The sequence below is a fragment of the Williamsia muralis NBRC 105860 genome (assembly GCF_001598915.1).
In the GTDB taxonomy this organism is placed as follows: domain Bacteria; phylum Actinomycetota; class Actinomycetes; order Mycobacteriales; family Mycobacteriaceae; genus Williamsia; species Williamsia muralis.
On sequence record NZ_BDAP01000002.1, the window covers coordinates 1,063,764 to 1,086,764 of the forward strand.

General features: G+C 65.9%; 23 protein-coding genes. 19 read left to right on the plus strand and 4 right to left on the minus strand.

The annotated features are described in order from the left end of the window. Window positions 1-2 precede the first annotated feature (2 nt). Both WIMU1_RS11675 and WIMU1_RS11680 read right to left on the minus strand, forming a co-directional pair. Window positions 3-1,475, minus strand: coding sequence for an MFS transporter (locus tag WIMU1_RS11675; protein ID WP_062797272.1), 1,473 nt, complete (start codon window positions 1,473-1,475; stop codon window positions 3-5). 90 nt (window positions 1,476-1,565) lie between these two features. Further along, a complete protein-coding gene (locus WIMU1_RS11680; protein WP_062797273.1) occupies window positions 1,566-2,309 on the minus strand; it encodes a tyrosine-protein phosphatase in 744 nt (247 codons plus the stop codon). A gap of 109 nt (window positions 2,310-2,418) precedes the next feature. On the opposite strand from WIMU1_RS11680, the gene WIMU1_RS11685 reads away from it, so the two are divergent. The 4 genes from WIMU1_RS11685 (at window position 2,419) to WIMU1_RS11700 (ending at window position 5,792) form a co-directional block, all read left to right on the plus strand. Then, window positions 2,419-3,165, plus strand: coding sequence for a phosphoglyceromutase (locus tag WIMU1_RS11685; protein WP_062797275.1), 747 nt, complete (start codon window positions 2,419-2,421; stop codon window positions 3,163-3,165). 149 nt (window positions 3,166-3,314) lie between these two features. Then, window positions 3,315-3,608, plus strand: coding sequence for a GNAT family N-acetyltransferase (locus WIMU1_RS11690; protein WP_023961312.1), 294 nt, complete (start codon window positions 3,315-3,317; stop codon window positions 3,606-3,608). 178 nt (window positions 3,609-3,786) lie between these two features. Further along, entirely contained in the window at window positions 3,787-5,106 is a 1,320-nt protein-coding gene (locus tag WIMU1_RS11695) for a sensor histidine kinase (RefSeq protein WP_062797277.1), read from the plus strand. After that, a complete protein-coding gene (locus WIMU1_RS11700) occupies window positions 5,103-5,792 on the plus strand; it encodes a winged helix-turn-helix domain-containing protein (RefSeq protein WP_023961315.1) in 690 nt (229 codons plus the stop codon). The genes WIMU1_RS11695 and WIMU1_RS11700 overlap by 4 nt, the downstream gene beginning before the upstream one ends. A 4-nt stretch (window positions 5,793-5,796) precedes the next feature. On the opposite strand, the gene WIMU1_RS11705 is transcribed toward WIMU1_RS11700, so the two are convergent. Next, a complete protein-coding gene (locus WIMU1_RS11705) occupies window positions 5,797-6,663 on the minus strand; it encodes a DUF3109 family protein (protein ID WP_062797278.1) in 867 nt (288 codons plus the stop codon). A 52-nt stretch (window positions 6,664-6,715) separates the two neighbouring features. Here WIMU1_RS11705 and WIMU1_RS11710 point away from each other — a divergent pair, with 52 nt between their 5' ends. The 9 genes from WIMU1_RS11710 to WIMU1_RS11750 all read left to right on the plus strand — a co-directional run bounded on the left by WIMU1_RS11710 (window position 6,716) and on the right by WIMU1_RS11750 (window position 15,275). After that, on the plus strand, window positions 6,716-7,672 hold the full coding sequence (locus tag WIMU1_RS11710) for a Ppx/GppA family phosphatase (RefSeq protein WP_023961317.1): 957 nt from the start codon (window positions 6,716-6,718) through the stop codon (window positions 7,670-7,672). Between the two features lie 17 nt (window positions 7,673-7,689). After that, the gene (locus WIMU1_RS11715) at window positions 7,690-9,273 is read left to right on the plus strand and encodes an Rv0497 family membrane protein (RefSeq protein ID WP_062797280.1); all 1,584 of its coding nucleotides are present in this window, start codon (window positions 7,690-7,692) and stop codon (window positions 9,271-9,273) included. Window positions 9,274-9,323: 50 nt separating this feature from the next. Then, window positions 9,324-10,172, plus strand: a complete 849-nt coding sequence (locus tag WIMU1_RS11720; protein WP_031333064.1) for a sugar phosphate isomerase/epimerase family protein — start codon at window positions 9,324-9,326, stop codon at window positions 10,170-10,172. Window positions 10,173-10,254: 82 nt separating this feature from the next. Beyond that, a complete protein-coding gene (locus tag WIMU1_RS11725) occupies window positions 10,255-11,103 on the plus strand; it encodes a thioesterase family protein (RefSeq protein WP_174548718.1) in 849 nt (282 codons plus the stop codon). A gap of 137 nt (window positions 11,104-11,240) precedes the next feature. Next, complete coding sequence (gene proC / locus WIMU1_RS11730; protein WP_023961327.1) at window positions 11,241-12,077, plus strand: pyrroline-5-carboxylate reductase; 837 nt, start codon at window positions 11,241-11,243, stop codon at window positions 12,075-12,077. A 177-nt stretch (window positions 12,078-12,254) separates the two neighbouring features. Beyond that, window positions 12,255-12,470, plus strand: coding sequence for a helix-turn-helix domain-containing protein (locus WIMU1_RS11735; protein ID WP_023961329.1), 216 nt, complete (start codon window positions 12,255-12,257; stop codon window positions 12,468-12,470). A gap of 225 nt (window positions 12,471-12,695) precedes the next feature. Continuing rightward, window positions 12,696-12,797, plus strand: coding sequence for a 30S ribosomal protein bS22 (locus tag WIMU1_RS25770; protein ID WP_003402602.1), 102 nt, complete (start codon window positions 12,696-12,698; stop codon window positions 12,795-12,797). Between the two features lie 143 nt (window positions 12,798-12,940). Continuing rightward, window positions 12,941-14,002 carry an NAD-dependent epimerase/dehydratase family protein gene (locus WIMU1_RS11745; protein WP_023961333.1) on the plus strand — a complete coding sequence of 354 codons (1,062 nt, stop codon included), beginning with the start codon at window positions 12,941-12,943 and terminating at the stop codon, window positions 14,000-14,002. Between the two features lie 127 nt (window positions 14,003-14,129). Continuing rightward, window positions 14,130-15,275: a lysophospholipid acyltransferase family protein gene (locus WIMU1_RS11750; RefSeq protein WP_062797641.1), complete on the plus strand. Its 1,146-nt coding sequence runs from the start codon at window positions 14,130-14,132 to the stop codon at window positions 15,273-15,275. Between the two features lie 98 nt (window positions 15,276-15,373). Here WIMU1_RS11750 and WIMU1_RS11755 read toward each other — a convergent pair whose 3' ends face one another. Further along, window positions 15,374-16,498: an HAD family hydrolase gene (locus WIMU1_RS11755; protein ID WP_120802932.1), complete on the minus strand. Its 1,125-nt coding sequence runs from the start codon at window positions 16,496-16,498 to the stop codon at window positions 15,374-15,376. A 168-nt stretch (window positions 16,499-16,666) separates the two neighbouring features. On the opposite strand from WIMU1_RS11755, the gene WIMU1_RS25775 reads away from it, so the two are divergent. From WIMU1_RS25775 to hemB, 6 genes are all read left to right on the plus strand, one after another. Continuing rightward, window positions 16,667-16,924 carry a glutaredoxin family protein gene (locus WIMU1_RS25775; RefSeq protein ID WP_084248173.1) on the plus strand — a complete coding sequence of 86 codons (258 nt, stop codon included), beginning with the start codon at window positions 16,667-16,669 and terminating at the stop codon, window positions 16,922-16,924. Between the two features lie 98 nt (window positions 16,925-17,022). Beyond that, entirely contained in the window at window positions 17,023-17,853 is an 831-nt protein-coding gene (locus WIMU1_RS11760; protein WP_245968922.1) for a redox-sensing transcriptional repressor Rex, read from the plus strand. After that, entirely contained in the window at window positions 17,850-19,208 is a 1,359-nt protein-coding gene (locus WIMU1_RS11765) for a glutamyl-tRNA reductase (RefSeq protein WP_062797286.1), read from the plus strand. The genes WIMU1_RS11760 and WIMU1_RS11765 overlap by 4 nt, the downstream gene beginning before the upstream one ends. A 3-nt stretch (window positions 19,209-19,211) precedes the next feature. Further along, window positions 19,212-20,147, plus strand: a complete 936-nt coding sequence (gene hemC, locus WIMU1_RS11770) for a hydroxymethylbilane synthase (protein ID WP_023961348.1) — start codon at window positions 19,212-19,214, stop codon at window positions 20,145-20,147. A 45-nt stretch (window positions 20,148-20,192) separates the two neighbouring features. Continuing rightward, complete coding sequence (locus tag WIMU1_RS11775; protein ID WP_062797644.1) at window positions 20,193-21,896, plus strand: bifunctional uroporphyrinogen-III C-methyltransferase/uroporphyrinogen-III synthase; 1,704 nt, start codon at window positions 20,193-20,195, stop codon at window positions 21,894-21,896. A 10-nt stretch (window positions 21,897-21,906) separates the two neighbouring features. Beyond that, window positions 21,907-22,887 carry a porphobilinogen synthase gene (gene hemB, locus WIMU1_RS11780; protein WP_062797287.1) on the plus strand — a complete coding sequence of 327 codons (981 nt, stop codon included), beginning with the start codon at window positions 21,907-21,909 and terminating at the stop codon, window positions 22,885-22,887. The last annotated feature ends 114 nt before the right edge of the window (window positions 22,888-23,001 follow it).

Here is a 23,001-nt window from a genome sequence, read left to right on the forward strand (position 1 = left end):
CGTCAATCGGTTGTGGCGGCGACCTTTTCGCTCGAACGGTTCGCCTCCACCGCGCCGGCGCCGGCGTGCCGGACGTACTTGTTCGGGATGCACAACGCCAGTAGGGCAGCGCCGATTGCGGCGATACTGCCGACGATGAAGACCAGCCGGAAACTGGATTCCGACGGAACGCTCTGGCCACCGCCGAGATCGATGACCGAACTGGCGAGGATCGTTGCGAGCAGGGCTGATGCGATGGCGGTGCCGATCGAGCGCATCAGCGAGTTGAGGCTGTTCGCCGCAGCCATCTGATGCAGCGGAGCCGCGGACATGATGAGAGCGGGCATCGCCGAGTATCCGATCCCGACACCCGTGCTCACGATGATGTTGGCCACCAGGATCTGCCATGGTTCAGCCATCAGGAAGACCGACGTCACGTAGCCGGCCGCGATGACCGAGGCGCCGATGAGCAGTGTGAACTTCGGGCCGATGGCGATGTTGAGCCGCGCGGACACCGGGGACAGGAACATCATCATCAGTCCACCCGGCGCCAGGATCAGGCCGGTGGCCAGGATCGTCTCGCCCATGCCGTAGTCGACCACTCCGGGGATGTTGGGAATCTGCAGCAGCTGCGGCGCGGACAAGCCGATCGCCATGAGCGAGAAGCCCACGAGCACGGACGAGGCGTTGGTCAAGACGATGACCGGCTGCCGAGACGTGCGCAGATCCACCAGTGGCGTCTTCGTGCGCAGTTCGAACCAGCCCCAGAGAGCCAGGATCACGACACCGGCGGCGGTGAGCCCCAGCGTCGTGACACTGGTCCAACCCCACGTCGCACCCTTCGACAACGCGAGCAAGAGCGCCACCAGCGCGGTGGTCAGACCTACTGCGCCGATGATGTCGAAGGTGCCCGGCGACTTCACATGCGACTCGCTCACCAGCGTGAACACCAGGATGAACGTGAAGGTGGCGAGACCTGCAGAGGTCCAGAACAGCACGTGCCAGTCGAAGGTCTGCGTGATCCAGGCAGCGACCGGCAAACCGATGGCACCGCCGACACCGAGGGTCGCGGACATCGTCGCTATGGCCCCGGGGACCCGCGCCGGCTCCAGCTTGTCCCGCAGCAAACTGATGCCGCAGGGGATCAGACCCATCGCCAGGCCCTGCAGTCCACGACCGACGATCATCGGGATCACCAGCGATGTCAGAGCACAGATGATGGACCCGATGATCATCGCGGCGATACATCCCAGGATGACGCTGCGCTTGCCGAACATATCTGCCAATCGCCCCGCGATCGGCATACCCACCGCAGCCGCGAGAAGCGTTGACGTGATCACCCACGAGGCGTTGTCGGCGCTGGTATTCAGATACTCCGGCAGCTTGCCGACAATCGGAATCACCAGCGTCTGCATGAACGATGCCAGCAACCCCCCGAAGCACAACACCGCGATCAGCAGGTTCGGGTTGGGATTGGTGTTCGACTCACGTTTCATTACTTGCATCATGCATGCAAATGAGTTCGCCAAACAAATCGGACACGAGCGCTGACCTGCACTCGGAGCCCGGATAGGGCCTGTTTGTGACTACGTCAGCATGCGGGCGCGTAAGCGATCCAGGTCACCCGGGGTCACCCGGCAGGCCGTCAGATAGTCGTCGAAGGTGCCGAACTTCTCCATGGCGGCCTCGCGTGCGCTCTGCAGGTAGTCGGCCTTCACCCCGAGGAGGTCATCGGAGATCTCGATCGGTTCGCCGCCCTCCGGTGGGCCGTAGATGCGCTGCAGGTGCGCGCGAAGGGCGTCGATGTCGCCGTTGCTCTCCAAGTAGTCGGCCATGATCTCGTCGGGATCCACCGCGAGCGCGGTGAGCACGGCGGCCACCACCCAGCCGGTGCGGTCCTTGCCGGCTGCGCAGTGCACCAAAACCCGCCGATCGGGGTCGCCGAGCAACTTGATCACCTGGTCCACCGTGCTCATCGCGCCGGGGAGCGCGGGCATCTGTGCGTAGACGTCGTACATGTAGCGGGTGCGGTTGGCGATGTAGTCGTCGCCCGACATCTCGTGTGGTGCCTTGCCGTCTGGCCGGAGATCGAAGGGAACGATGTGCACCTCGATCGAGTCCGGAACGCGGTCCGACCCGCTCTTCTCGATCTCCGCGTAGTCACGCAGATCGAAGACATCGGTGACGCCGAGGTTGATGAGATCTTGCCCGCCGGTGTCGTCGAGGTTGCTCAGTTCCGAACTGCGGAACAGCAAACCCGAAGCGACACAACGTCCTTCGGTGGTCTTGAGGCCGGATACGTCACGGAAATTCCACGCGCCTGAGAGCATGGCGTCAGTGTAGGGGGTCGATCCGCGCGGTGTGTTGTTGTTGTGTGGCCTCGATCGACCGATAGGTGTCGAATGCCGCGTCGGTGGGCCTGTGGAAAACTACTGCTCTATGAGCAACGGAACCCTGATCTTGATGCGTCACGGTGAAAGCGTGTGGAATGCGTCCAACCAGTTCACCGGTTGGGTCGACGTTGCCCTCACCGAGAAGGGCGAGGCCGAAGCGGTACGCGCCGGCGAACTGCTCGTCGAGCACGATCTGCTCCCCGACGTCCTGTACACCTCGCTGCTCCGGCGCGCGATCTCGACCGCTCAGATCGCCTTGGACAGGGCCGACCGCCATTGGATCCCGGTGGTGCGTGACTGGCGTCTGAACGAGCGGCACTACGGCGCTCTGCAGGGTCTGAACAAGGCCGAGACCAAAGAGAAGTTCGGCAACGACCAGTTCATGTTGTGGCGCCGTAGCTACGACACCCCGCCGCCGGTCCTGGAGAAGGGCAGCGAGTACAGCCAGGACGCAGATCCCCGGTATGCGGACCTGCCGGCAGTTCCACAGACCGAATGCCTCAAGGATGTTGTCGACCGATTGATCCCGTACTACAACGAGACCATCGTCGCCGACCTCAAGGCGGGCAAGACGGTGTTGGTGGCTGCGCACGGCAATTCGCTGCGAGCCCTGGTGAAGCACCTCGACGGGATTTCGGACGACGACATCGCGGGGCTGAACATCCCGACGGGTAATCCGCTGCGCTATGACCTCGACGACAATCTCCAGCCGGTCATCAAAGGCGGCGCATATCTGGACCCCGAGGCTGCCGCTGAGGGCGCTGCGGCGGTGGCGGCGCAGGGTAGTAAATAGCGAGCAATCGCTCTTTCTTTTCGATCGGAAATTCGCGATCAAGTGATTGCCGCATCCCGCTCTCGTACCCGTTGATCAGGTCTACCCTGGTCTCATGATGGCGCTTGCCCATCTGACCGGCGAATCCAGCTGAGGCGGGGGAGCATTGCATGGCAAATATCCGCGTGACACATTCTCAGGCCCAGGAACGGTACGAGATCTTCGACGGCGAGCAATACGTCGGATATCTCGACTACGTCAGTGAGCCCGAGCAGGTGGTGCTGACCCACACCGTCGTGCTCGATCAATTCAGTGGCAAAGGGTATGCCGGGCACCTGGTGAAATACGTCCTCGACGATATCGAGCGCTCCGGGAAGAAAGTCGTACCGCTGTGCTCGTACGTCGGCTATTTCATCGAACAACATCCGCAATATGCGCCGATGGCCACCGAGGTCACCCGCTGATCCACCCTGGACGTCACCTCGATTCGATGAGTCCGATCCCTGCCGATCGCGCGTGCGGGGCTGTTTCGGCGACCATCGGATGAACAGCGTCCGAACACTTGCGCGCTGACTTGTTACCGACCGTCACTGCCCAGCATTCTGCTGTGGTGTCCTGTTGCCCTGCCCGTAAGATTTGCTTGTGACCGCAATTTTCATCGCGGCAGTGGGCGTGCTGGCACTTCTTATCGGCGTGGCGGCCGGATGGTATCTGGGCCGCAGGCGCGCCGCCTCCGCGTTCTCCGACCTCGCCCGATCGGCAACGCCGGTCGAGTCCGACGTCACACCACTTCTGCATCCGTCGTCCGCCCGGGTTCCCCGGATGACCCGGGCCACCCTGCTCGACCTGATCATCGACGGTGGTGAGACCGGTGTTGCGGTGGTCGACGACGTCCGCGACGTCGTGTTCTTCAACGATCGCGCCAACGCCCTCGGCATGGTCCGCGACCATCTCCTCGACGACGACGTGTGGGACTACGCCAGGTACACCCTCGAGAGCGGCGACACCAGCAGGTTCACCTTCGTGCCGCCGCAGGGCATCGGTGCCTTCGTGTCCACCGGCCGGGGGCCGGGCCGCAAGATCCAGTCGGTCTCGTGCGTCACCGAACGGATCTCGGACGGAGACGAGCGCTACACCGTCATCTACGGCCAGGACGACTCCGAACACATGCGGGTCGAGCAGACCCGCCGCGATTTCGTGGCCAACGTCTCGCACGAACTCAAGACGCCCGTCGCCGCCATCGGACTGCTGGCCGAAGCGTTGATGGAATCGGCCGACGACCCGTACTCGGTGGAGCACTTCGGAGAGCGGGTCCGCATCGAGGCCCTGCGCATGGGCAACATGGTCTCGGAGTTGATCGCGCTGTCGCGGTTGCAGGGCGCCGAGAAGCTGCCCGACCTCGAGGACGTGGAGGTGGACGTGCTCATCGACGAGGTCATCGACCGCGCCCAGATCAACGCCGAGGCCGCCGGCATCAAACTCACCACCGACGAGGATTCCGATCTGCACGTCGACGGTGACCACACCCTGTTGCTCACCGCCCTGAACAATCTTGTGGCCAACGCAATCGCGTACTCGCCCAGCGGTACCGCGGTGTCGGTGAGCAGGCGTGTGGTGACCATCGACAACCGCCAGATGGTGGCCATCGCCGTCACCGACCGCGGCATCGGGATCGCCCCGCAACACCAGCAGCGGGTGTTCGAACGTTTCTTCCGGGTCGACAAGGCGAGGTCGCGGGCCACCGGGGGAACAGGCCTGGGACTGGCCATCGTCAAACACGTTGCGGTGAACCACGGCGGATCCATCGACCTGTGGAGCAAACCCGGCACCGGATCCACCTTCACCCTCACCATCCCGCTGGCGACACGCACCACGTCGCGAGCCCCCGAGTTGTCCACTGCCACAAGCGCAGAACCGACCACGCAGACCGTGGTCACCGAAGAGAGAGAACTGAGCCGTTGACACATGTGCTGATCGTCGAGGACGAGGAGTCCTTGGCCGACCCGCTTGCGTTCCTGCTTCGTAAGGAGGGATTCGAGGCCACCATCGTCACCGACGGCAACTCCGCGTTGCCCGTCTTCGAACGCGTCGGTCCCGACATCGTCCTCCTGGACCTCATGCTGCCCGGTGCCTCGGGTACCGAGGTGTGCAAGGCGATCCGCGCCAAGTCGTCGGTGCCGGTGATCATGGTGACCGCCCGCGACAGCGAGATCGACAAGGTTGTCGGGCTCGAGTTGGGCGCCGATGACTATGTGACCAAACCCTATTCGGCCCGTGAGCTGATCGCCCGGATCAGGGCGGTCCTGCGCCGCGGGGGCGATTCGGCCGAGACCGACGACCTCGACGGCGGACTCATCGAGGCCGGCCCGGTCTCGATGGACGTCGAACGCCATACGGTCTCGGCCAGTGGCCAGTCGGTGACGTTGCCGCTCAAGGAGTTCGACCTGCTCGAGTATCTGCTCCGCAACGCCGGACGGGTGCTCACCCGCGGACAGCTCATCGACCGCGTGTGGGGCGCCGACTACGTGGGCGACACCAAGACCCTCGACGTCCACGTCAAGCGGTTGCGGTCGAAGATCGAATCCGACCCCGGCAACCCGAAACACCTCGTGACGGTTCGCGGTCTGGGCTACAAGTTCGAGCCCTGAGTTCTCAGGTGACGTCCGGCAGACCGGGGTCGGCGATGTCTTCGGCCTCGGGGTGCTGGGCGTACTTGCGGTCGCCCTCTTGACGCTGGGTGGCCTTTGCCGTGGCCGGGTGCACCGCGACGAGGCCCAGCGCGCTGCGGCGACGGCAGACGGTGGCCAATTCGTCGTAGGCCGGTTTGCCGATCAGCGCGATCAGCTCGGGTCCATACGATTGCCACACCTGCTTCTCGCCGATGTGCGCGTCCGGCGACCCCGAGCAGTACCACTTCAGGTCGGCGCCACCTGAACCCCAGCCCCTGCGGTCGAACTCGGTGATCGTGGTCTTGAGCACCTGTTCACCGTCGGGGCGTTCCACCCACTGCTCCTCCCGGCGAACCGGGAGTTGCCAGCAGACCTCCGGCTTGACCTCGAGCGGCTCGATGCCCTTTCGCAGTGCCATCGAGTGCAGGGCGCAACCCTGCCCACCGGCGAACCCCGGTCGGTTCAGGAATATGCAGGCGCCCTTGTACTTGCGCGTCTTGATGGCGGGCTCGTCGTCCAGCTCATCCTCTTCGAGGTATCCCCGCTTGCCCAAGGGGTCTTTGCCCGAACCCTTTTCGTAGAACTGCCAGTCGTCGGGCGTCAGCATGGCCGCGGCCTTGGCGAGGTTCTTGCGGTCGCCCTTGTCGGACAGATAGGCGCCGTGGCTGCAACACCCATCGCTCTCGCGGCCCTCGATGATGCCCTGGCACGCCGGGGTGCCGAAGACGCATGTCCAATGCGACAACAACCAGGTGAGGTCGGCGTTGATGATGCGTTCGGGGTCGGCTGGGTCTGCGAATTCGTACCATTCCCTCGGAAAGTCCAACGGGACCTCGGGGGTGGGCACCATTTTGGAGGCTGGCTGCACAAGTATCAACGGTAGACGCACTAGGTTGTAAGCCGTGCGTTTAGGAGTCCTCGATGTCGGCAGCAACACTGTCCACCTGTTGGTGGTCGATGCTCACCGTGGCGGTCACCCGACCCCGATGAGCTCGACCAAGTCCACTTTGCGGCTCGCCGAGCAGATCGACACCGATGGGCGGCTGTCCGATCCCGGTGCAGACAGCCTGGTGGAGGCAGTCGACGAGTTCACCAAGATCGCCTACACCTCGGGCTGCAAACAGGTGATGGCGTTCGCCACCTCGGCCGTCCGTGATGCCACCAACTGCGATGACGTACTCAACCGGGTCGCCGACGAGACCGGCGTGCGCGTGGTTGTGCTCTCCGGCGTCGACGAAGCACGACTGACGTCGCTGGCGGTGCGCCGCTGGTATGGATGGGGCTCAGGCCGAATCGTCGCCCTCGACATCGGTGGCGGGTCACTCGAGTTGTCCAACGGCGTCGACGAGGAACCCGACGTCGCGTTGTCGTTGCCACTGGGCGCCGGCCGGCTGACCCGCGAGTGGTTGTCGGACGATCCGCCCGGCCGCCGCAAGGTCGCGGTGCTGCGTGACTGGCTCGACGCCGAGCTGGCGCCGGCGGCCAAAGAGCTCCTCGCGGCGGGCACCCCCGACCTCGCCGTCGGCAGTTCCAAGACGTTCCGCTCGCTGGCGCGACTCACCGGAGCGGCGCCTTCCAGCGCTGGACCCCGGGTGAAGAGGACACTGACCAGCAATGGTCTACGGCAATTGATCGCCTTCATCTCCAGGATGACCACGGCGGACCGGGCCGAGCTGGAGGGAGTGAGTGTGAACCGCGCGGGACAGCTCGTGGCAGGCGCACTGGTGGCCGAGGCGAGCATGCGAGCACTGTCGATCGATACTTTGGAGATATGCCCGTGGGCCCTGCGCGAAGGTGTCATTCTGCGCAGACTGGACCTGGAGTCCAGCGATACCGAGTTGCCGGCTGGTGAACGCTAAGGATGGTGAACTAACTCATGGCTAGAGGATCCGATCCCGATTCACGCCCCATCTCGGTTGCCGAGTTGTTGGCGCGGGCCAAGGAGCAGGACGCGGAGAACGCGGCAACCGGGTCTCAACCTGCAGCCAACCCGCCGACCGGCCGTCGCCACCGTGGAGGCAAGGGCGCGGTGTCGGTTGCCGAACTCACCGGCGAGATCCCTCGGGTGAACGATTCTGCCCCGCCGCCCACCCGGGACTTCAACTCAGCAGACGTGTCCAAACGCGCGCAGGACACCGACGATGCCGCCGCACCGACGCCGGGCGAGCCCGAACGTCCTGTTCTGTCGCGCCCCCGTGATGTCGAGGCGCCGGCGGATGAGCAGCGGGCCGATGAGTCATCGGAGGGGTCGGACACAGAGTCGGCGCCGAGCGGCGACCAGACCGCAGCCATGCCGGCGGCCGACCCTGGCGAGCGCGAGGACTCGCAGACCGGGTCGGGAGAGGCCAAGCAGTCCGACGGGCACCCCGATGAGGAGACCACCGGCGTCATCGTATCGGTCCAGGCGTATTCGCAGGTCGACGAGAACGACCCCGACCACAACAGGGAAAACGGTCAGCACGACTTTCGTACCGCCGCCGAGCGCGAGGCCGACTTCCAGCGGTACCGCAACTTCGAGGACGTCGACGACTCCTCTGCCGCCCCCAAGCCGGCCAAACGCAAACGCGGTCTGTTCGGCTTCGGACGCAAAGCGGACGAGTCGGCACCTGCGCCGTCGGCGCCTGAGCGATCCGACGACCACGCCGGTGGCAACACCGACCATCAGGTCACCCAACTCATCCCGACGGTCGATGACTCCGGCCACCATCCGGCCCAGCCAGACGCGTCCACCCGATCGATGCCCGCAGCGGACGGACCGAAGCAGGCCGAGCCGGAACAGACCGCCCCGCAACCTGCCACTTCGCAGCAGGCAACTTCGCAGCCCGCCACCTCGGCAACGTCGGGTGCAGCCGCGGGTCGTTACCTCCGGTTTGATGTCGATGACGACGAGCAGACGCAGGGGTCAGGTCCAGATCTGACCAAACGCGATGTGCGGCAACCTGATCCGCGAGAGGTCGACCTCACGGGCACCGACCCGGTGGCGTCCGGCATGCCGTCGGGCCTGCGTGAGGTCGGGGCCACGGAAGAACACGGACCGCTGATCCATCCGCAGGTGCACCCGAGTGCCGAAGAGACCGAGGCCGTCAAGGCGCGGCTCACCGGATCCTCTGCCGACACACAGGCCGGCGGGACGGACGCTCGATCGACCCACGACGACGGCAGCGCTGAGACCGCAGACGGTGATTCGCGACACTCGCCGACCGTGCAGTGGCTGATCCTGATCGGTCAGGTCCTCGCCGGATTGGCAGTGGGCGTCGCCCTCTTCTGGGGCTTCACCGAACTGTGGCGCTGGAACGTGTATTTCGCGCTCGTCCTGGCGGTCGCGGTCATCTTCGGCATGGTCACCCTGGTGCATGTGGTCCGCCGCAGCCAGGACCTGATCAGTACACTCTTGGCGTTGGGGGTCGGTCTCCTGGTGACCATCGGCCCGTTGGTTCTCTTGCTCGTCGCCGGAGACTGAGAGTGCCCGAGGAGATCGCCGTGTCCGCGCAGGGTTCTCCGAAAGAGTCGATGAGAGAAGACATCGCGATCGGTCTGTCGACCGCGTCCGTGTATCCCCAGAACACCGAAGCCGCTTTCCAGTACGCGAACGATCTGGGGTACGACGGCATCGAGCTGATGGTGTGGGCAGAACCTGTCAGCCAGGACATCGACAGGGTCGCATTCCTGTCCGATCGCTACCACCTGCCGGTGTTGTCGGTGCATGCACCGTGTCTGCTGATCTCGCAACGGGTCTGGGGTCGCGACCCCGCCGCCAAGCTGGCGCGGTCGGTGGCCGCGGCGGAGGATCTCGGCGCCGGGACCGTGGTGGTGCATCCACCGTTTCGGTGGCAGCGAAAGTACGCGGGTGGTTTCCGCGATCTGATCGACGCACTCGAGGACGACTCGGGGATCGACATCGCGGTGGAGAACATGTTTCCTGTCCGCACCGACAGGTTCTTCGGCAAGTACGAGGAGGCCGCCGGGCGGATGCGAAGGCGCGGTGGGGGACCGGGCGCTGCGGTCTCTGCTTTCGCAACGTCGATCGACCCCACCGATGACGGTTTCGCGCACTACACACTCGACCTCTCCCATGCGGCGACCGCGGGCGCGGATGCGATCGAGATGCTCAACCGGATGGGCGGTGGCCTACGTCACCTGCACCTGACCGATGGTTCGGGGGCGGCCGTGGACGAACACCTGGTCCCCGGCGACGGTTCGCAACCCTGTGTGCAAGTGTGTAAAAGTCTGGCCGCCGGGGACTTCTCCGGGTCGGCCATTCTGGAGGTCACCACGAGTTCGGTGAACACCAAGGCCGAGCGTCGTGAGATCCTTTCCCGCTCACTGGATTTCGCGAGAACGCATCTCGAGAGGCCGTAGCCGACCCATCCGGGCCGCCACCGATTCTTCCGATGGCCGCGGCCGGGATGAATGTAGAACCGTTGAAGGAGTACCGAGCACTGTGTCCGAGCCCAGCCTTGCCCGCCTGAACATCCTGCAAGAGATCACCGCTCCCAGCGGTGACCGAGTCGAGTACTCGGCTCAGATCGACCCCGTATTCACCATCGGGCCCAAGGTGCACGGCGGCACACTGCAGATGCTCAGCGCCAATGCGGCCCTCGCCGGCTTCCGGGCCACTGCGCCGTCCGACAAGCCCGCATCCGACGATCTCGCCGCGATGGCCATCTCCACCAATTACCTCGGCGCACCCGACCCGGCCGAAATCACGTTGCACGTCTGGGTGCGCAAGCGCGGTCGCCGGGTGTCGCTGGTCGACGTCGAGATCCATCAGAACGGCCGCAATCTGGTCCACTCGACCGTGACGGTCGGAACACCCGATGTGGACAACCACTACTCGGCCCCCACCCCACTCTCCGCGATTCCGGCCTCACCCACCGAAGACGTCATCTGGGTCGAGAAGAGCCCGGTCGGCGAGGTCATGCACCTGTCCGCAGTGCTCGACATCGCCATCGAAGAGCGATCGCTCGCGTTCACCCGCGGGGAGAAGGCCGACCCGGTGTTCCGGATGTGGGCACGGCCCAAGGAGGCCGACCCCGACGCCCTGTTCGCGATCCTCTGCGGCGACCTGAGTGCGCCGGTGGTGATGAACCTGAATCTGTTCGGCTGGGCGCCCACCATGCAGTTGACGACGTATCTGCGACGTCGGCCCGCGCCCGGATGGCTGCGTATCCAGGCCTCGAGCACCGAGGTCGGGCACGGCTGGTTCGAAGAGGACCACGTGGTCCTCGACTCCACGGGCCAGGTTGTCGTCCAATCGCGACAACTCGCGATGATCCCGGCCGCGGGCTGACGACCACCCGGCAGCGATCCGGTCCATCGGCCGGCGGGTCGTCCACACCCCGACGATCCCAGGCGACCTGCGGCGAAACAATCAGCCCCGGTGGACTCGCCAGAACACATCCACATCAGCGTGAGAAAGTGAGCAGCATGACTCAGCGAATCGCAATCATCGGCGGCGGCAAGATCGGTGAGGCGCTGCTGGCCGGCTTGATCAAGACCGGCAAGCCGACCAAGGATCTGGTCGTGGCGGAGAAGTCGACGCGCCGGGCCAAAGAGATCACCGAGGACTACGGGGTGCGCGTCACCGACATCCCCGACGCTGTCGAGGGCGCCAACATCGTTGTCCTCGCGGTCAAGCCGGGGGATGTCGACGCCGTCCTGTCGATCATCGCCGACGTTGAGGATGTCGGTGAGGCCGAGCGGCTCACCGTCACCCTCGTCGGCGGATTGCCGATGCTGAAGTACGAGAACGCTCTGCCTGCCGGCGCGCCGGTGGTGCGGGTGATGCCCAACACGCCGATGCTGGTCGGCGAGGCCATGTGTGGGATCGCGGCGGGTCGGTACGCCACCGACGAGCACGTGGCCACCGTGGTGACGCTGCTCGAGACCGTCGGCAAGGTGGTGGTCGTTCCGGAGAGGCAGATGGATGCCATCACCGCGCTGTCCGGATCGGGGCCGGCCTACGTCTTCTTGCTCGCCGAGGCGATGATCGACGCCGGTGTGTCGATGGGGCTGACGCGGTCGATGGCCACTGAGCTCGCCGCGCAGACCGTGCGCGGTGCCGGCGTGCTGCTGACCGACTCGGGGGTCTCGCCGGTGGATCTGCGCGCGGCCGTGACCTCACCGGCGGGCACCACCGCCGAGGCCCTGCGTGAACTCGAGCGTTACGGCATGCGTCATGCGGTGTCCGAGGCGATGCGGGCAAATGCGGCCAAGAGCGAGGCGACCGGCCGCGCTGTGCTGGCGAACATCGAGACGTCCTGAATCGTCGTCAGGCACCGCGCCGGGGCGATCTCATGCGACAAAATCGACCCAGTTACCTACTCACGTCGCATTAACCCCACCCGCCACGCTAAGCTTCGGGGAGCACGTGCGTGTCTGGAGTCCGCCGGAGGGGAAGCCGAGCGGCCGCGACGCGTGCCCCGGAGGTATGAAAATTTCATGGCATCTGCAAGCAAGTCAGGTGACAACGCCGGTGGTGGAACTCAGTTCCTGACCGTCGCGGAGGTCGCATCACTGATGCGCGTCTCGAAGATGACCGTGTACCGCCTGGTGCACAACGGAGAGTTGCCCGCGGTACGCGTGGGCCGTTCCTTCCGAGTGCACGCCAAGGCAGTCCACGATTACCTCGAAACGTCGTATTTCGACGCCGGTTAGGCCTCACGAGGCATTCCCGACGGGCTGGGCCGCCACGGTGGCCCGGTCCGCGTCGGCCATTGGATCGAAGACCGCCGCGGTGGATTTCGTGACGAGTACGGTGGCGCGGTAAGGTCGGTAGTCGACCCGTTCGCCTGTGTTCTGGCGTACGACGTTATGTGAGCCAGCCTCGTTGGACGGCAAAACCTTGAAGGACCATCGGTCAGATCGTGAGGAAGTTCCCACATGGGTTCAGTGATCAAGAAGCGCCGCAAGCGCATGTCGAAGAAGAAGCACCGCAAGTTGCTGCGTCGCACCCGGGTGCAGCGCAGGAAACTCGGTAAGTGAGTTTTCTTTTTCGTTCAGAACCCGCCGACATATCGGCGGGTTTTGTTTTGCCCTGATAAAGGCTTTCTCGTCTGATGTGCCCGCCGGAAAATTACTGAGCCACTGACTGGATGAAGACGGGCAAAGTTCCGTACGCTGGGCACATGGTCGAGGGTGGGGATGTGGCGGATACAACGCCGCGCGTTGTGTTGGTGACCGGTGCATCGACTTTTCTCGGCGGATATCTGACCACTCGTCTGGCGCAGAATCCCGACATCGACCGGGTGATCGCCGTCGACTCGCGGGCCCCGTCCAAAGACATGTTGCGGCGTTTCGGTCGCGCCGAGTTCGTCCGGGTGGACATCCGGCGTTCGGCGATCGCGAAGGTGATCGACAAGGCCGGTGTGGACACCGTGGTGCACGCCGCGACCTCGGTGATGGACACCGTCGGTCATTCGCCTGCCATCAAAGAGTTCAACGTCATCGGCACGATGCAGCTGTGCGCGGCCTGCCAGCGCAGCCCGACGGTCAAGCGTTTTGTCGTCCGCTCGTCCGGCATGATCTACGGCGCCAGTTCGGCCGACCCCGCGCATTTCTCCGAAGACACCCATGCCCGGCGTGAGCCGACACACGGTTATGCCCGTGACCTGCTCGACGTCGAGGGTTATGCCCGAGGCCTCGGCCGCCGGCGACCCGACATGTCCGTCACCATCCTGCGGTTGTCGGCGATGCTCGGACCGCAGATCTCCACCCGCATGAGCAAGTACTTCTCGGCCACGGTGATCCCGGTGGTGATCGGTCACGAACCGCGACTGCAGTTCCTCCATGAAGAAGATGCCCTGTCGGCGCTCGAGCACGCGACTCTCGCCGGTCGCGCCGGCACGTTCAACATCGCCGCCGATGGTGTGGTGACACTCAGTCAGGCGGTGCGACGGGCGGGCCGCGTCGCTCTGCCGGTCCCAGGCCGGATGTTGGGAACGGTCGCCGGGGTCTACCGCGGCATGCGCGTTGCCCCGTTCCATGGCGATCAGGCCGACTACCTGACGTTCGGCCGGGTGCTCGACACCACCCGGATGCGCACCGAACTCGGCTTCGAGCCGAAGTACACCAGCTTGGAGACGTTCGACGACTTCTTGTCCCGAAAACCGTTGGAGCCGGTGATCTCACCGGCGGCCTGGCGGCGCTTGGAGCAGTGGATAGCCCAGGCCGCGAAGCAGCTGACGTGAGCCGGGCGACTGGAGAAGGTAAGTTCATCCGATGCCTGGCGCGGGGGCGACCATGGCGGGGACAATCGACAAATGTTCGACACGACCACGTAGGGGCGGCGGGCATCATGCTTGAGGGAGGTGGGTGATCGTGCAGAATCGGAATCGTACGTCCGACGCGCGAACGGCCAAGGTGATCCAGCTGTACTCCAGTTCGCCGGGCCCCGGTGGACAGCCGCGTCGTCGGCATCCGTCCCAGACCAACGGCCATCCAGCCAAACCTGCTGCGCCACAACAACACCCGAATCACCGCGGGCATCCGAACACCGATGAGTTCGTGCAGGCGCCGGTCACCCCGATCAGCGAGGACGTGCGCGCGCAGCTCGAGGCCGGACGGTTCGAGCAGGCCGCCGAGATGTCGTCGAACTTCTTGAATCTCGACGGTGTCCGGCAGACGATCGCCGACACGATCACCGGCGCCGCCGGGTACGTGCGTCAGCGCGTGACCGGTGACTACGAGGTGGACGACTTCGGTTTCGACGCCCACTTCACCGAGTCGGTGTGGCTCCCCGCCTTGCGGGTCTTGTTCGACAAGTGGTTCCGGGTCGACGTGAGCGGTATCGAGAACCTGCCGCTCGACGGTGGGGGACTGCTGGTGGCCAATCACGCCGGCACCATCCCCATCGATGCCTTGATGACGTCGGTTGCCGTGCACGACTACCACCCGAGGAATCGGCACCTGCGTGTGCTCGCCGCGGACCTCGCCTTCGACACCCCGGTCATCGGCGACATAGCGCGCCGCACGGGGTCCACCCTCGCCTGCACTGCCGACGCACAGAAGTTGTTGCGCGGCGGCGAGCTGACCGCGGTGTGGCCGGAAGGCTTCAAGGGCATCGGCAAGCTCTACAAGGACCGCTACAAGTTGCAGCGCTTCGGTCGCGGCGGCTTCGTCACCACGGCGCTGCGTGCCAAGGTCCCGATCATCCCGGTGTCGATCGTCGGGTCCGAAGAGATCTATCCGATGCTCAACGACCTGAAGCCGATCGCCCGCCTGCTCGGTCTGCCCTACATCCCGATCACGCCGACGTTCCCGCTGCTCGGTCCGCTCGGTCTGGTGCCGTTGCCGTCCAAGTGGCAGATCCACTTCGGTACCCCGATCGAGACCGGTCATTTCGACGATCAGGCTGCCGACGATCCGATGGTGGTGTTCGACCTCACCGACAACGTGCGCGAAGACATCCAGCAGACCCTCTTCCGCATGCTCAGCCGTCGATCGAGCATCTACTTCGGCTGACTCCCGCCCCACCCCGATGATGTGCTGTTATGGCGAACAAAACGCCAGGTGGGCTCCGCCATATGGGCACATCATCGGGGGGCCGGGGAGTGGGGGAGTCAGCGGCGCAGGTGGCGAACTGCGGCAGCAGCGCCGCCACCGGCCGCGCCGAGCAGCACGGCTGTCGGCACGCCGATCTTCGCGGCCTTTCGGGCCGTGCGGTAGTCGCGGATCTCCCAGCCACGCACCCGGGCGACCTCACGCAGGTCGGCATCGGGATTGATGGCCACGGCGGTGCCGACCAGCGACAGCATGGGGACGTCGTTGTGCGAATCGGAGTACGCCGTGCAGCGCTTGAGGTTCAGACCCTCGCGGATCGCGAGGGTGCGCACGGCATGCGCCTTGCCGAGCCCGTGCAGGATGTCGCCGACCAGCCGTCCGGTGAACACGCCGTCGACGCTCTCGGCCACCGTGCCCAGTGCCCCGGTCAGTCCGAGCCGGTCTGCGATGGTCTGGGCAAGCTCCACCGGTGTCGCGGTCACCAGCCACACCTGCTGTCCGGCGTCGAGGTGCATCTGCGCAAGGGTGCGGGTGCCGGGCCAGATCTTGTCGGCGATGAACTCGTCGAAGATCTCCTCGCCGAGCCGCACGAGCTCGTCGGTCTCGCGCCCGGCGATGAAGGACAGCGCTTTCTCCCGCCCCTGTGCGACGTCCTCGGAGTTCTCCCGGCCGGTCATCCGGAATTTCGCCTGCGCCCAAACGAATTCCATCACGTCGCGGTAGCTGAAGTAGTCGCGTGCGGCGAGACCGCGGGCGAAGTGCACGATCGACGCGCCTTGGACAAGTGTGTTGTCGACGTCGAAGAACGCCGCAGCGGTGAGGTCCGGCGGGACGTCGGTCGGCGTTCCGGGCTCGTCGGATTCCAGGAAGGTCGAAGGCTCGCTCTCGTCGAGTCCGCGTTCCCGCAGCTTCGACGACGCGGCCCGAGCACTGGCCTCACCGGCGAGCGACTGGCGCAGTTCGGCTGCCGACTGACGGAAACGCCCGACCCGACTCGTCAACGGGGAGAGCGGGCCCGCCGTGGCGGTGGGACGCAGTCGCTGCCCGTGGTCGCCGGCGGGCCGGTCGTCGAGGTCGTCGTCCCCCGAATCGTCGTCGAGGTCGTCGTCCCTGAAATCGTCTTCGGGGGAGTCGTCGTCGCGGGCGTCGTCAGAGGAGTCGTCGTCCGGACCGTCCCCGGGCAGCTCGCGCCGTCGGTCATCAGGCCCGTGGTCGTCGCCGTGCTCGGCGCGGGAACCGGTGGCGGCATCGTCCTCGCCGTCGGCGTCCCCACTGCCCGGAGTTGTGCTCACTCCATCGCCTCCTGTCGGTCGGTGCCAAGCCTAGTCGCCGATGCCTGCAACACTGGCAGGGTGAGGATCACGTTGCTGTCCCGGGCGGGTTGTGCCGCCTGCGCCCGTGCCAGGGCCGATCTACGGCCTGTTGTCGACGAGTTCGACGTGGAGTTCGACGAGGTCGACGTCGATGCCGTCGCGGCCACCGATCCATCCCTGCGCGCCGAGTTCGGAGACCGGTTGCCGGTGATCTTGCTCGACGATCGTGAGCATAGCTACTGGGATGTCGATATCCCCAGGTTGAGGGCCGATTTGCAGGGCGCCGCCGGACACTAGTCCAGACGCATGGCCAGAAGAACCGCAGCCGAGTTTGTGAATCGATTCACAAGCGGTACCGTAATGCCTCGAGTTGGTGTTGAACCTGCCATGAGCAGGTGAAGCGCACCGGAGTCCGCAAAGCCGCGGACGATGCAGCCCAGAAGAAAGACGGACGCATGGCCAAGAGTTCGGCGGGGTTCAACGCCCAGTCCGAGATCCCCAGCGCCTCGGTCGCCCGGCTGGCCACCTACCTCCACGTTCTGCGTTCGCTGAGCGAGAGCGGCGCGATGGTGGTGTCGTCCGGTCAGCTGGCCACCGCAGCGGGGGTCAATCCGGCGATCCTGCGCAAAGACCTGTCCCATGTCGGGTCGGGCGGAGTCCGCGGCGTCGGCTACGACGTCGGCCGGCTGATCGCCCGGATCGCGCTGGCCCTCGGGGTCGAACACAACCACAACGTGGTGCTGGCCGGCGCCGGCCACCTGGGCAAGGCACTGCTGGGCCGGGTGGGGTTCGAGCGACGCGGGATCAAGATCGTTGCCATGTTCGATGCCGATCCAGAGCTGGTCGGGACGACGATCACCGCGGCCGAGGGTGAGTTGGCCGTGCGAGCGCTCGACGAGATCGGTGACATCTGCCAAGAGCACGGGGTGGAGATCGCGGTCCTCGCGACCTCCGACGCCGACGCCCAGGCCACGTGCGACGCATTCGTCGAGGCCGGGGTGCACCAGATCCTGAACTTCACCGCGCTCGCGCCGAGCGTCCCCGAGCACGTATACGTGCGGCCGGTGGACTTCGCGCTGGAGCTGCAGGTGATGGCCTTCAACGCGGCCCGACGGCACAACGCGGACTCCGCGGTGGTGCCACGTGAGCAGCGCAGTAGTGGACGTGCCCCGAGGAGTGGGGCGAAGACGAGAGCACGATCAGATCAGAGATCGGTGGGCGTGTGAGTATTTTCCTGTTCGGCGTATCGCATCGCAGCGCGCCGGTACCGATCCTCGAGCGACTCGCCGTCACCGACGACGACCGTCCGAAGATCATCGACGATCTGCTGGCCAGTCCGCAGATCAGTGAGGCGATGATCGTCTCGACGTGCAACCGCGTCGAGGTCTACGCCGTGGTCGACGCCTTCCACCCGGCCCTCGAGGCCGTGGGTGAGGTCATGGGCAAACACTCGGGCATGACGGTCAACGAGATGACCAAGTACGCCTACGTGCGGTACTCCGAAGCCGTTGTCGAGCACCTGTTCTCGGTCGCCGCCGGCCTGGACTCGATGGTGGTGGGCGAGCAGCAGATCCTCGGCCAGATCCGGTCGTCCTACGCCAGCGCCGACGCGAACCGCTCGGCCGGGCGAGTGCTGCACGAGCTGGCGCAGCAGGCGTTGCGGGTGGGCAAACGCGTCCACAGCGAGACCGGGCTCGACCGCGCCGGTGCATCGGTCGTCTCGGTGTCGCTCGAACGCGCGCGGAGCATTCTCGACGGCGACATCACCTCTGCCGTTGTCCTGGGAGCCGGCGCGATGGGTGGCCTGGCCGCCGCCCACCTGGCCCGATCAGGGGTGTCGGAGCTGGTGGTCGTCAACCGCACGTTCGAGAAGGCGCAACACCTGGCGGCCAACGTCACCAAGAACCACGGCGTCCCCGCGCGGGCGGTGCGTTTCGACGACATGACCGACGCGCTGATCGGCGCCGACGTGCTGGTGACCTGTACCGGCACCATCGGCGCGGTTGTCGGTGTCGGTGAGGTGCATTCGGCGCTCGCCCGTCGCGAGAACAGCAAACCATTGGTGATCTGCGACCTGGGATTGCCTCGTAACGTCGATCCTGCGGCTGGTCGGCTACCCGGTGTCCACATCATCGATATCGAGGGTCTGCGTGGCGATGAGGCCACCAAGGCCGCCGATGCCGACGAGTTCGCCGCCCGCGAGATCGTCCTGGGTGAGCTGGCCGACTATCTGATGCATCAGCGTCAGGCCGAGGTCACCCCCACGGTCACCGCGCTGCGACAGCGCGCCGCCGAGGTGGTCCAGGCGGAGATCCTCCGGCTCGAGAGCCGGTTGCCGGGTCTGGACGACCCGCAGCGCGACGAGGTCGCCAAGACCGTCCGGCGAGTGGTCGACAAGTTGCTGCACGCGCCCACGGTGCGGGTCAAACAACTCGCGAGCACGCCGCAGGGCGACACCTACGCCGAAGCTCTTCGCGAACTGTTCGAACTCAAGCCCGGTGCGGCCGAATCGGTGTCGGCACCGGAGGTCGGGCTCGGGGACACCGCCGGACTCGGCGACACAGACGGAAAGGCCCGGTAGGACTTGAGCACCGACGAGACGAGTCCGATCCGTATCGGCACCCGTGGTTCGCTGCTGGCCACCACCCAGGCCGGCGACATCCGCGACGCACTGATCAAGGCCGGCCATCCTGCCGAACTGGTGATCATCAAGACCGCAGGCGACCTGTCGGCCGCACCGGTCCAACAGATCGGCGTCGGGGTGTTCACCACGGCGATCCGGCTGGCGTTGACCGCGGGCGAAGTGGACGTCGCTGTGCACTCCTACAAGGACCTCCCGACGGCCCCTGAACCGGGGCTGCACATCGCTGCCACCCCGCCCCGCGAAGATCCGCGAGATGCGCTGGTCGCAGCGGGTGGCAAGGTGCTCGGCGAGCTACTGCCGGGAGCCACTGTCGGCACCTCCGCGCCGCGCCGGGCGGCGCAGCTTAGAGCATTGGGTCTCGGTTTGGAAATCCGCCCCCTACGAGGCAACCTTGATTCTCGGTTGGGCAAAGTCGCGAGCGGCGAACTCGACGCGGTGGTAGTGGCTCGAGCAGGACTGGTACGCATCGGACGGGCCGACGAGGTCACCGAAGCGCTGGATCCGGTTCAGATGCTGCCGGCGCCCGCACAGGGCGCCTTGGCCGTGGAGTGCCGCGCAGACGATGCCCGACTGGTGAGCATTCTCGCCGAGTTGGACGATCCGTCCACCCGTGCGGCGATTGACGCCGAACGTGCAGTGCTGGGGGCCCTCGAGGCCGGATGCACCGCGCCGGTCGGTGCGATGGCCGAGGTGGTCGAGTCGATTGACGAGGACGGACGCATTTTCACCGAGCTGTCGCTGAGGGCGACGGTCGTGGCCGAAGACGGATCGGACGCGGTCAAGGCCTCGGTGGTGGGTCCGGTGGAACGGGCAGCCGAACTGGGCCGAGAACTCGCCGCAGAACTACTGGATCAGGGAGCAAGACAGCTTCTCTAGAAACAGTGGGCCGAGCTACAGCCCCACGGGGCAGGAGTGCTGAGCATGAGCCGTAACAAAAAGGCCACCACCCCCGGTCGCATTCTCTTTGTCGGGGCAGGCCCGGGCGATCCCGGACTGCTGACCGTCCGCGCCCGGACCGCGATCGAGAACGCCGTCACGGTGTTCATCGATCCCGACGTGCCGTCCGCGGTCGTCGAACAGATCGGCGTCGGCTGGGGTGAGCAGGCCTCATCGAAGAGTTCGTCGACCGGTGTGACCCGCTCGGGCAAACAAGACATTAGCGGCGGCGAGCAACGCGATTCGCAGGGGGGTGATCCCCAGGACGCCGACGGCACTGCCGCATCCGGGTCCGGTGCCGATTCGGCAGACGACTCGATGGGCAATGTGCGTCCCGCGCTGGGTGATCCCGCCGAGGTCGCCAAGACTCTCGTCGCCACCGCCAAGGACGGCCACGACGTCGTCCGGCTGGTCGCAGGCGACCCCCTGACCACCGATGCGGTGCTGGCCGAGGTGAATGCCGTCGCCCGTACCCAGGTGCAGTTCGAGGTCATCCCGGGACTGCCCGCGACGGCCGCTGTGCCGAGCTACGCGGGTATGCCGCTGGGTTCGGGACACACCGAGGCCGATGTCCGCGGAGAGGTCGATTGGGCGGCGCTCGCTGCCGCTCCCGGACCTCTTGTGCTCCACGCGACGTCGGGTCATCTCGCCGAGACCGCCAGCGCACTCACCGAGCACGGCCTGGCCGCGCAGACCCCTGCCGCCATCACCGTCAACGGCACCACCTGCCAGCAGCGCACCATCGAGGCGACGCTGGCCACGCTCAACGAGAGCGGAAGCGCCCTCACCGGACCGCTGATCGTCACCATCGGCAAGGTGGTCACCCAGCGCGGCAAGTTGAGCTGGTGGGAATCGCGCGCGCTGTACGGCTGGACCGTACTGGTGCCGCGTACCAAGGATCAGGCCGGCGACATGTCCGATCGGCTGGTCACGCACGGCGCCATCCCGATGGAGGTCCCGACGATCGCGGTGGAACCGCCGCGTAGTCCCGCCCAGATGGAACGCGCTGTCAAGGGCTTGGTCGACGGCCGCTACCAGTGGGTGGTGTTCACCTCCACGAACGCTGTCCGCGCAGTGTGGGACAAGTTCGCCGAATTCGGTTTGGACGCACGAGCTTTCAGTGGCGTGAAGATCGCCTGTGTGGGCGAGGCGACTGCGGAGAAGGTTCGCGGCTTCGGCATCAACCCCGAACTGCTCCCCTCGGGAGAACAGTCCTCGCTGGGACTGCTCGAAGACTTCCCGCCGTACGACGACGTCTTCGATCCGGTGAACCGGATCCTGCTGCCCCGTGCCGACATCGCCACCGAGACGCTCTCGGAGGGTCTGCGTGGCCGTGGCTGGGAGATCGACGACGTCACCGCGTACCGCACGGTCCGCGCCGCGCCGCCGCCCGCCGAGACCCGCGAGATGATCAAGACCGGTGGGTTCGACGCGGTCTGCTTCACCTCGAGCTCCACGGTGCGCAACCTGGTGGGTATCGCGGGTAAACCGCACGCCCGCACCATCGTTGCGTGCATCGGCCCGAAGACGGCCGAGACCGCCACCGAGTTCGGCCTGCGGGTCGATGTGCGGCCGGAGAACGCATCGGTGCACGAGTTGGTGGACGCGCTCGCCGAGCACGCCGCTCGCCTGCGTGCCGAGGGTGCGCTGCCTCCGCCGCGCAAGAAGGCCCGCCGCTCACGCTCGTAGGCTGGAGGACATGACCTCACCGACCGATCGTCCCAGGCGTCTTCGTACTACTCCGGCCATGCGCCGGATGGTCGCCGAAACCTCCTTGGAGCCAAGGCATCTGGTGTTGCCGATGTTCGTGGCCGACGGGATCGACGAGCCGCGGCCCATCAGTAGCATGCCCGGGGTCGTCCAGCACACACCTGATTCGCTCCGCGAGGCCGCGGTCGCGGCAGTGGAATCAGGAGTGGGTGGTCTGATGCTCTTCGGTGTTCCTGCCGAGGGCGACAAGGATGCCGTCGGGAGCGTCGGGACCGATCCGGATGGTGTGCTCAATTCGGCTCTGCGACTCCTGAAGTCCGAGCTCGGCGACTCGACTGTCCTGATGGCCGATACCTGCCTCGACGAGTTCACCGACCACGGGCACTGCGGTGTGCTCGCCGATGACGGCACAGTCGACAACGACGCCACCCTGCTGCGCTACGCCGAGATGGCTGTGGTGCAGGCGCAGTCGGGCGCGCACCTGGTGGGGCCGAGCGGGATGATGGACGGTCAGGTGGCCGTGATCCGTTCGGCACTCGACGATGCGGGATACACCGACACCGGGATCCTCGCCTACACCGCCAAGTACTCGTCGGCCTTCTACGGCCCTTTCCGGGAGGCCGTCGGCTCGTCGCTGCGTGGCGACCGCAAGTCCTACCAGCAAGATCCCGCCAACCTGCGCGAGGCGATGCGCGAACTCGAACTCGACCTGTCCGAGGGCGCCGACATCGTCATGGTGAAACCGGCCATGTCGTACCTGGATGTGTTGCGGCGGGTGGCCGACGTGGCCGATGTCCCGGTCGCGGCCTACCAGATCTCGGGGGAGTACGCGATGATCACCGCGGCGGCCGAACGCGGCTGGATCGACCGCGATGCCGCCATCCTCGAGTCACTCACCTCCATCCGGCGCGCCGGTGCCGACATCGTGCTGACGTACTGGGCGCACGAGGTCGCCGACAAACTCCGGTGACCGTGCGTCTGCCCGCGTCGAGGCGGCCCCTCCCGCCGTCGTGCGGGTCGCTGTTGTCGTCGCTGACGGCAGCATCAGCACACCGGTCCGACGCCCGCGCGCAGCCGCCCGCCC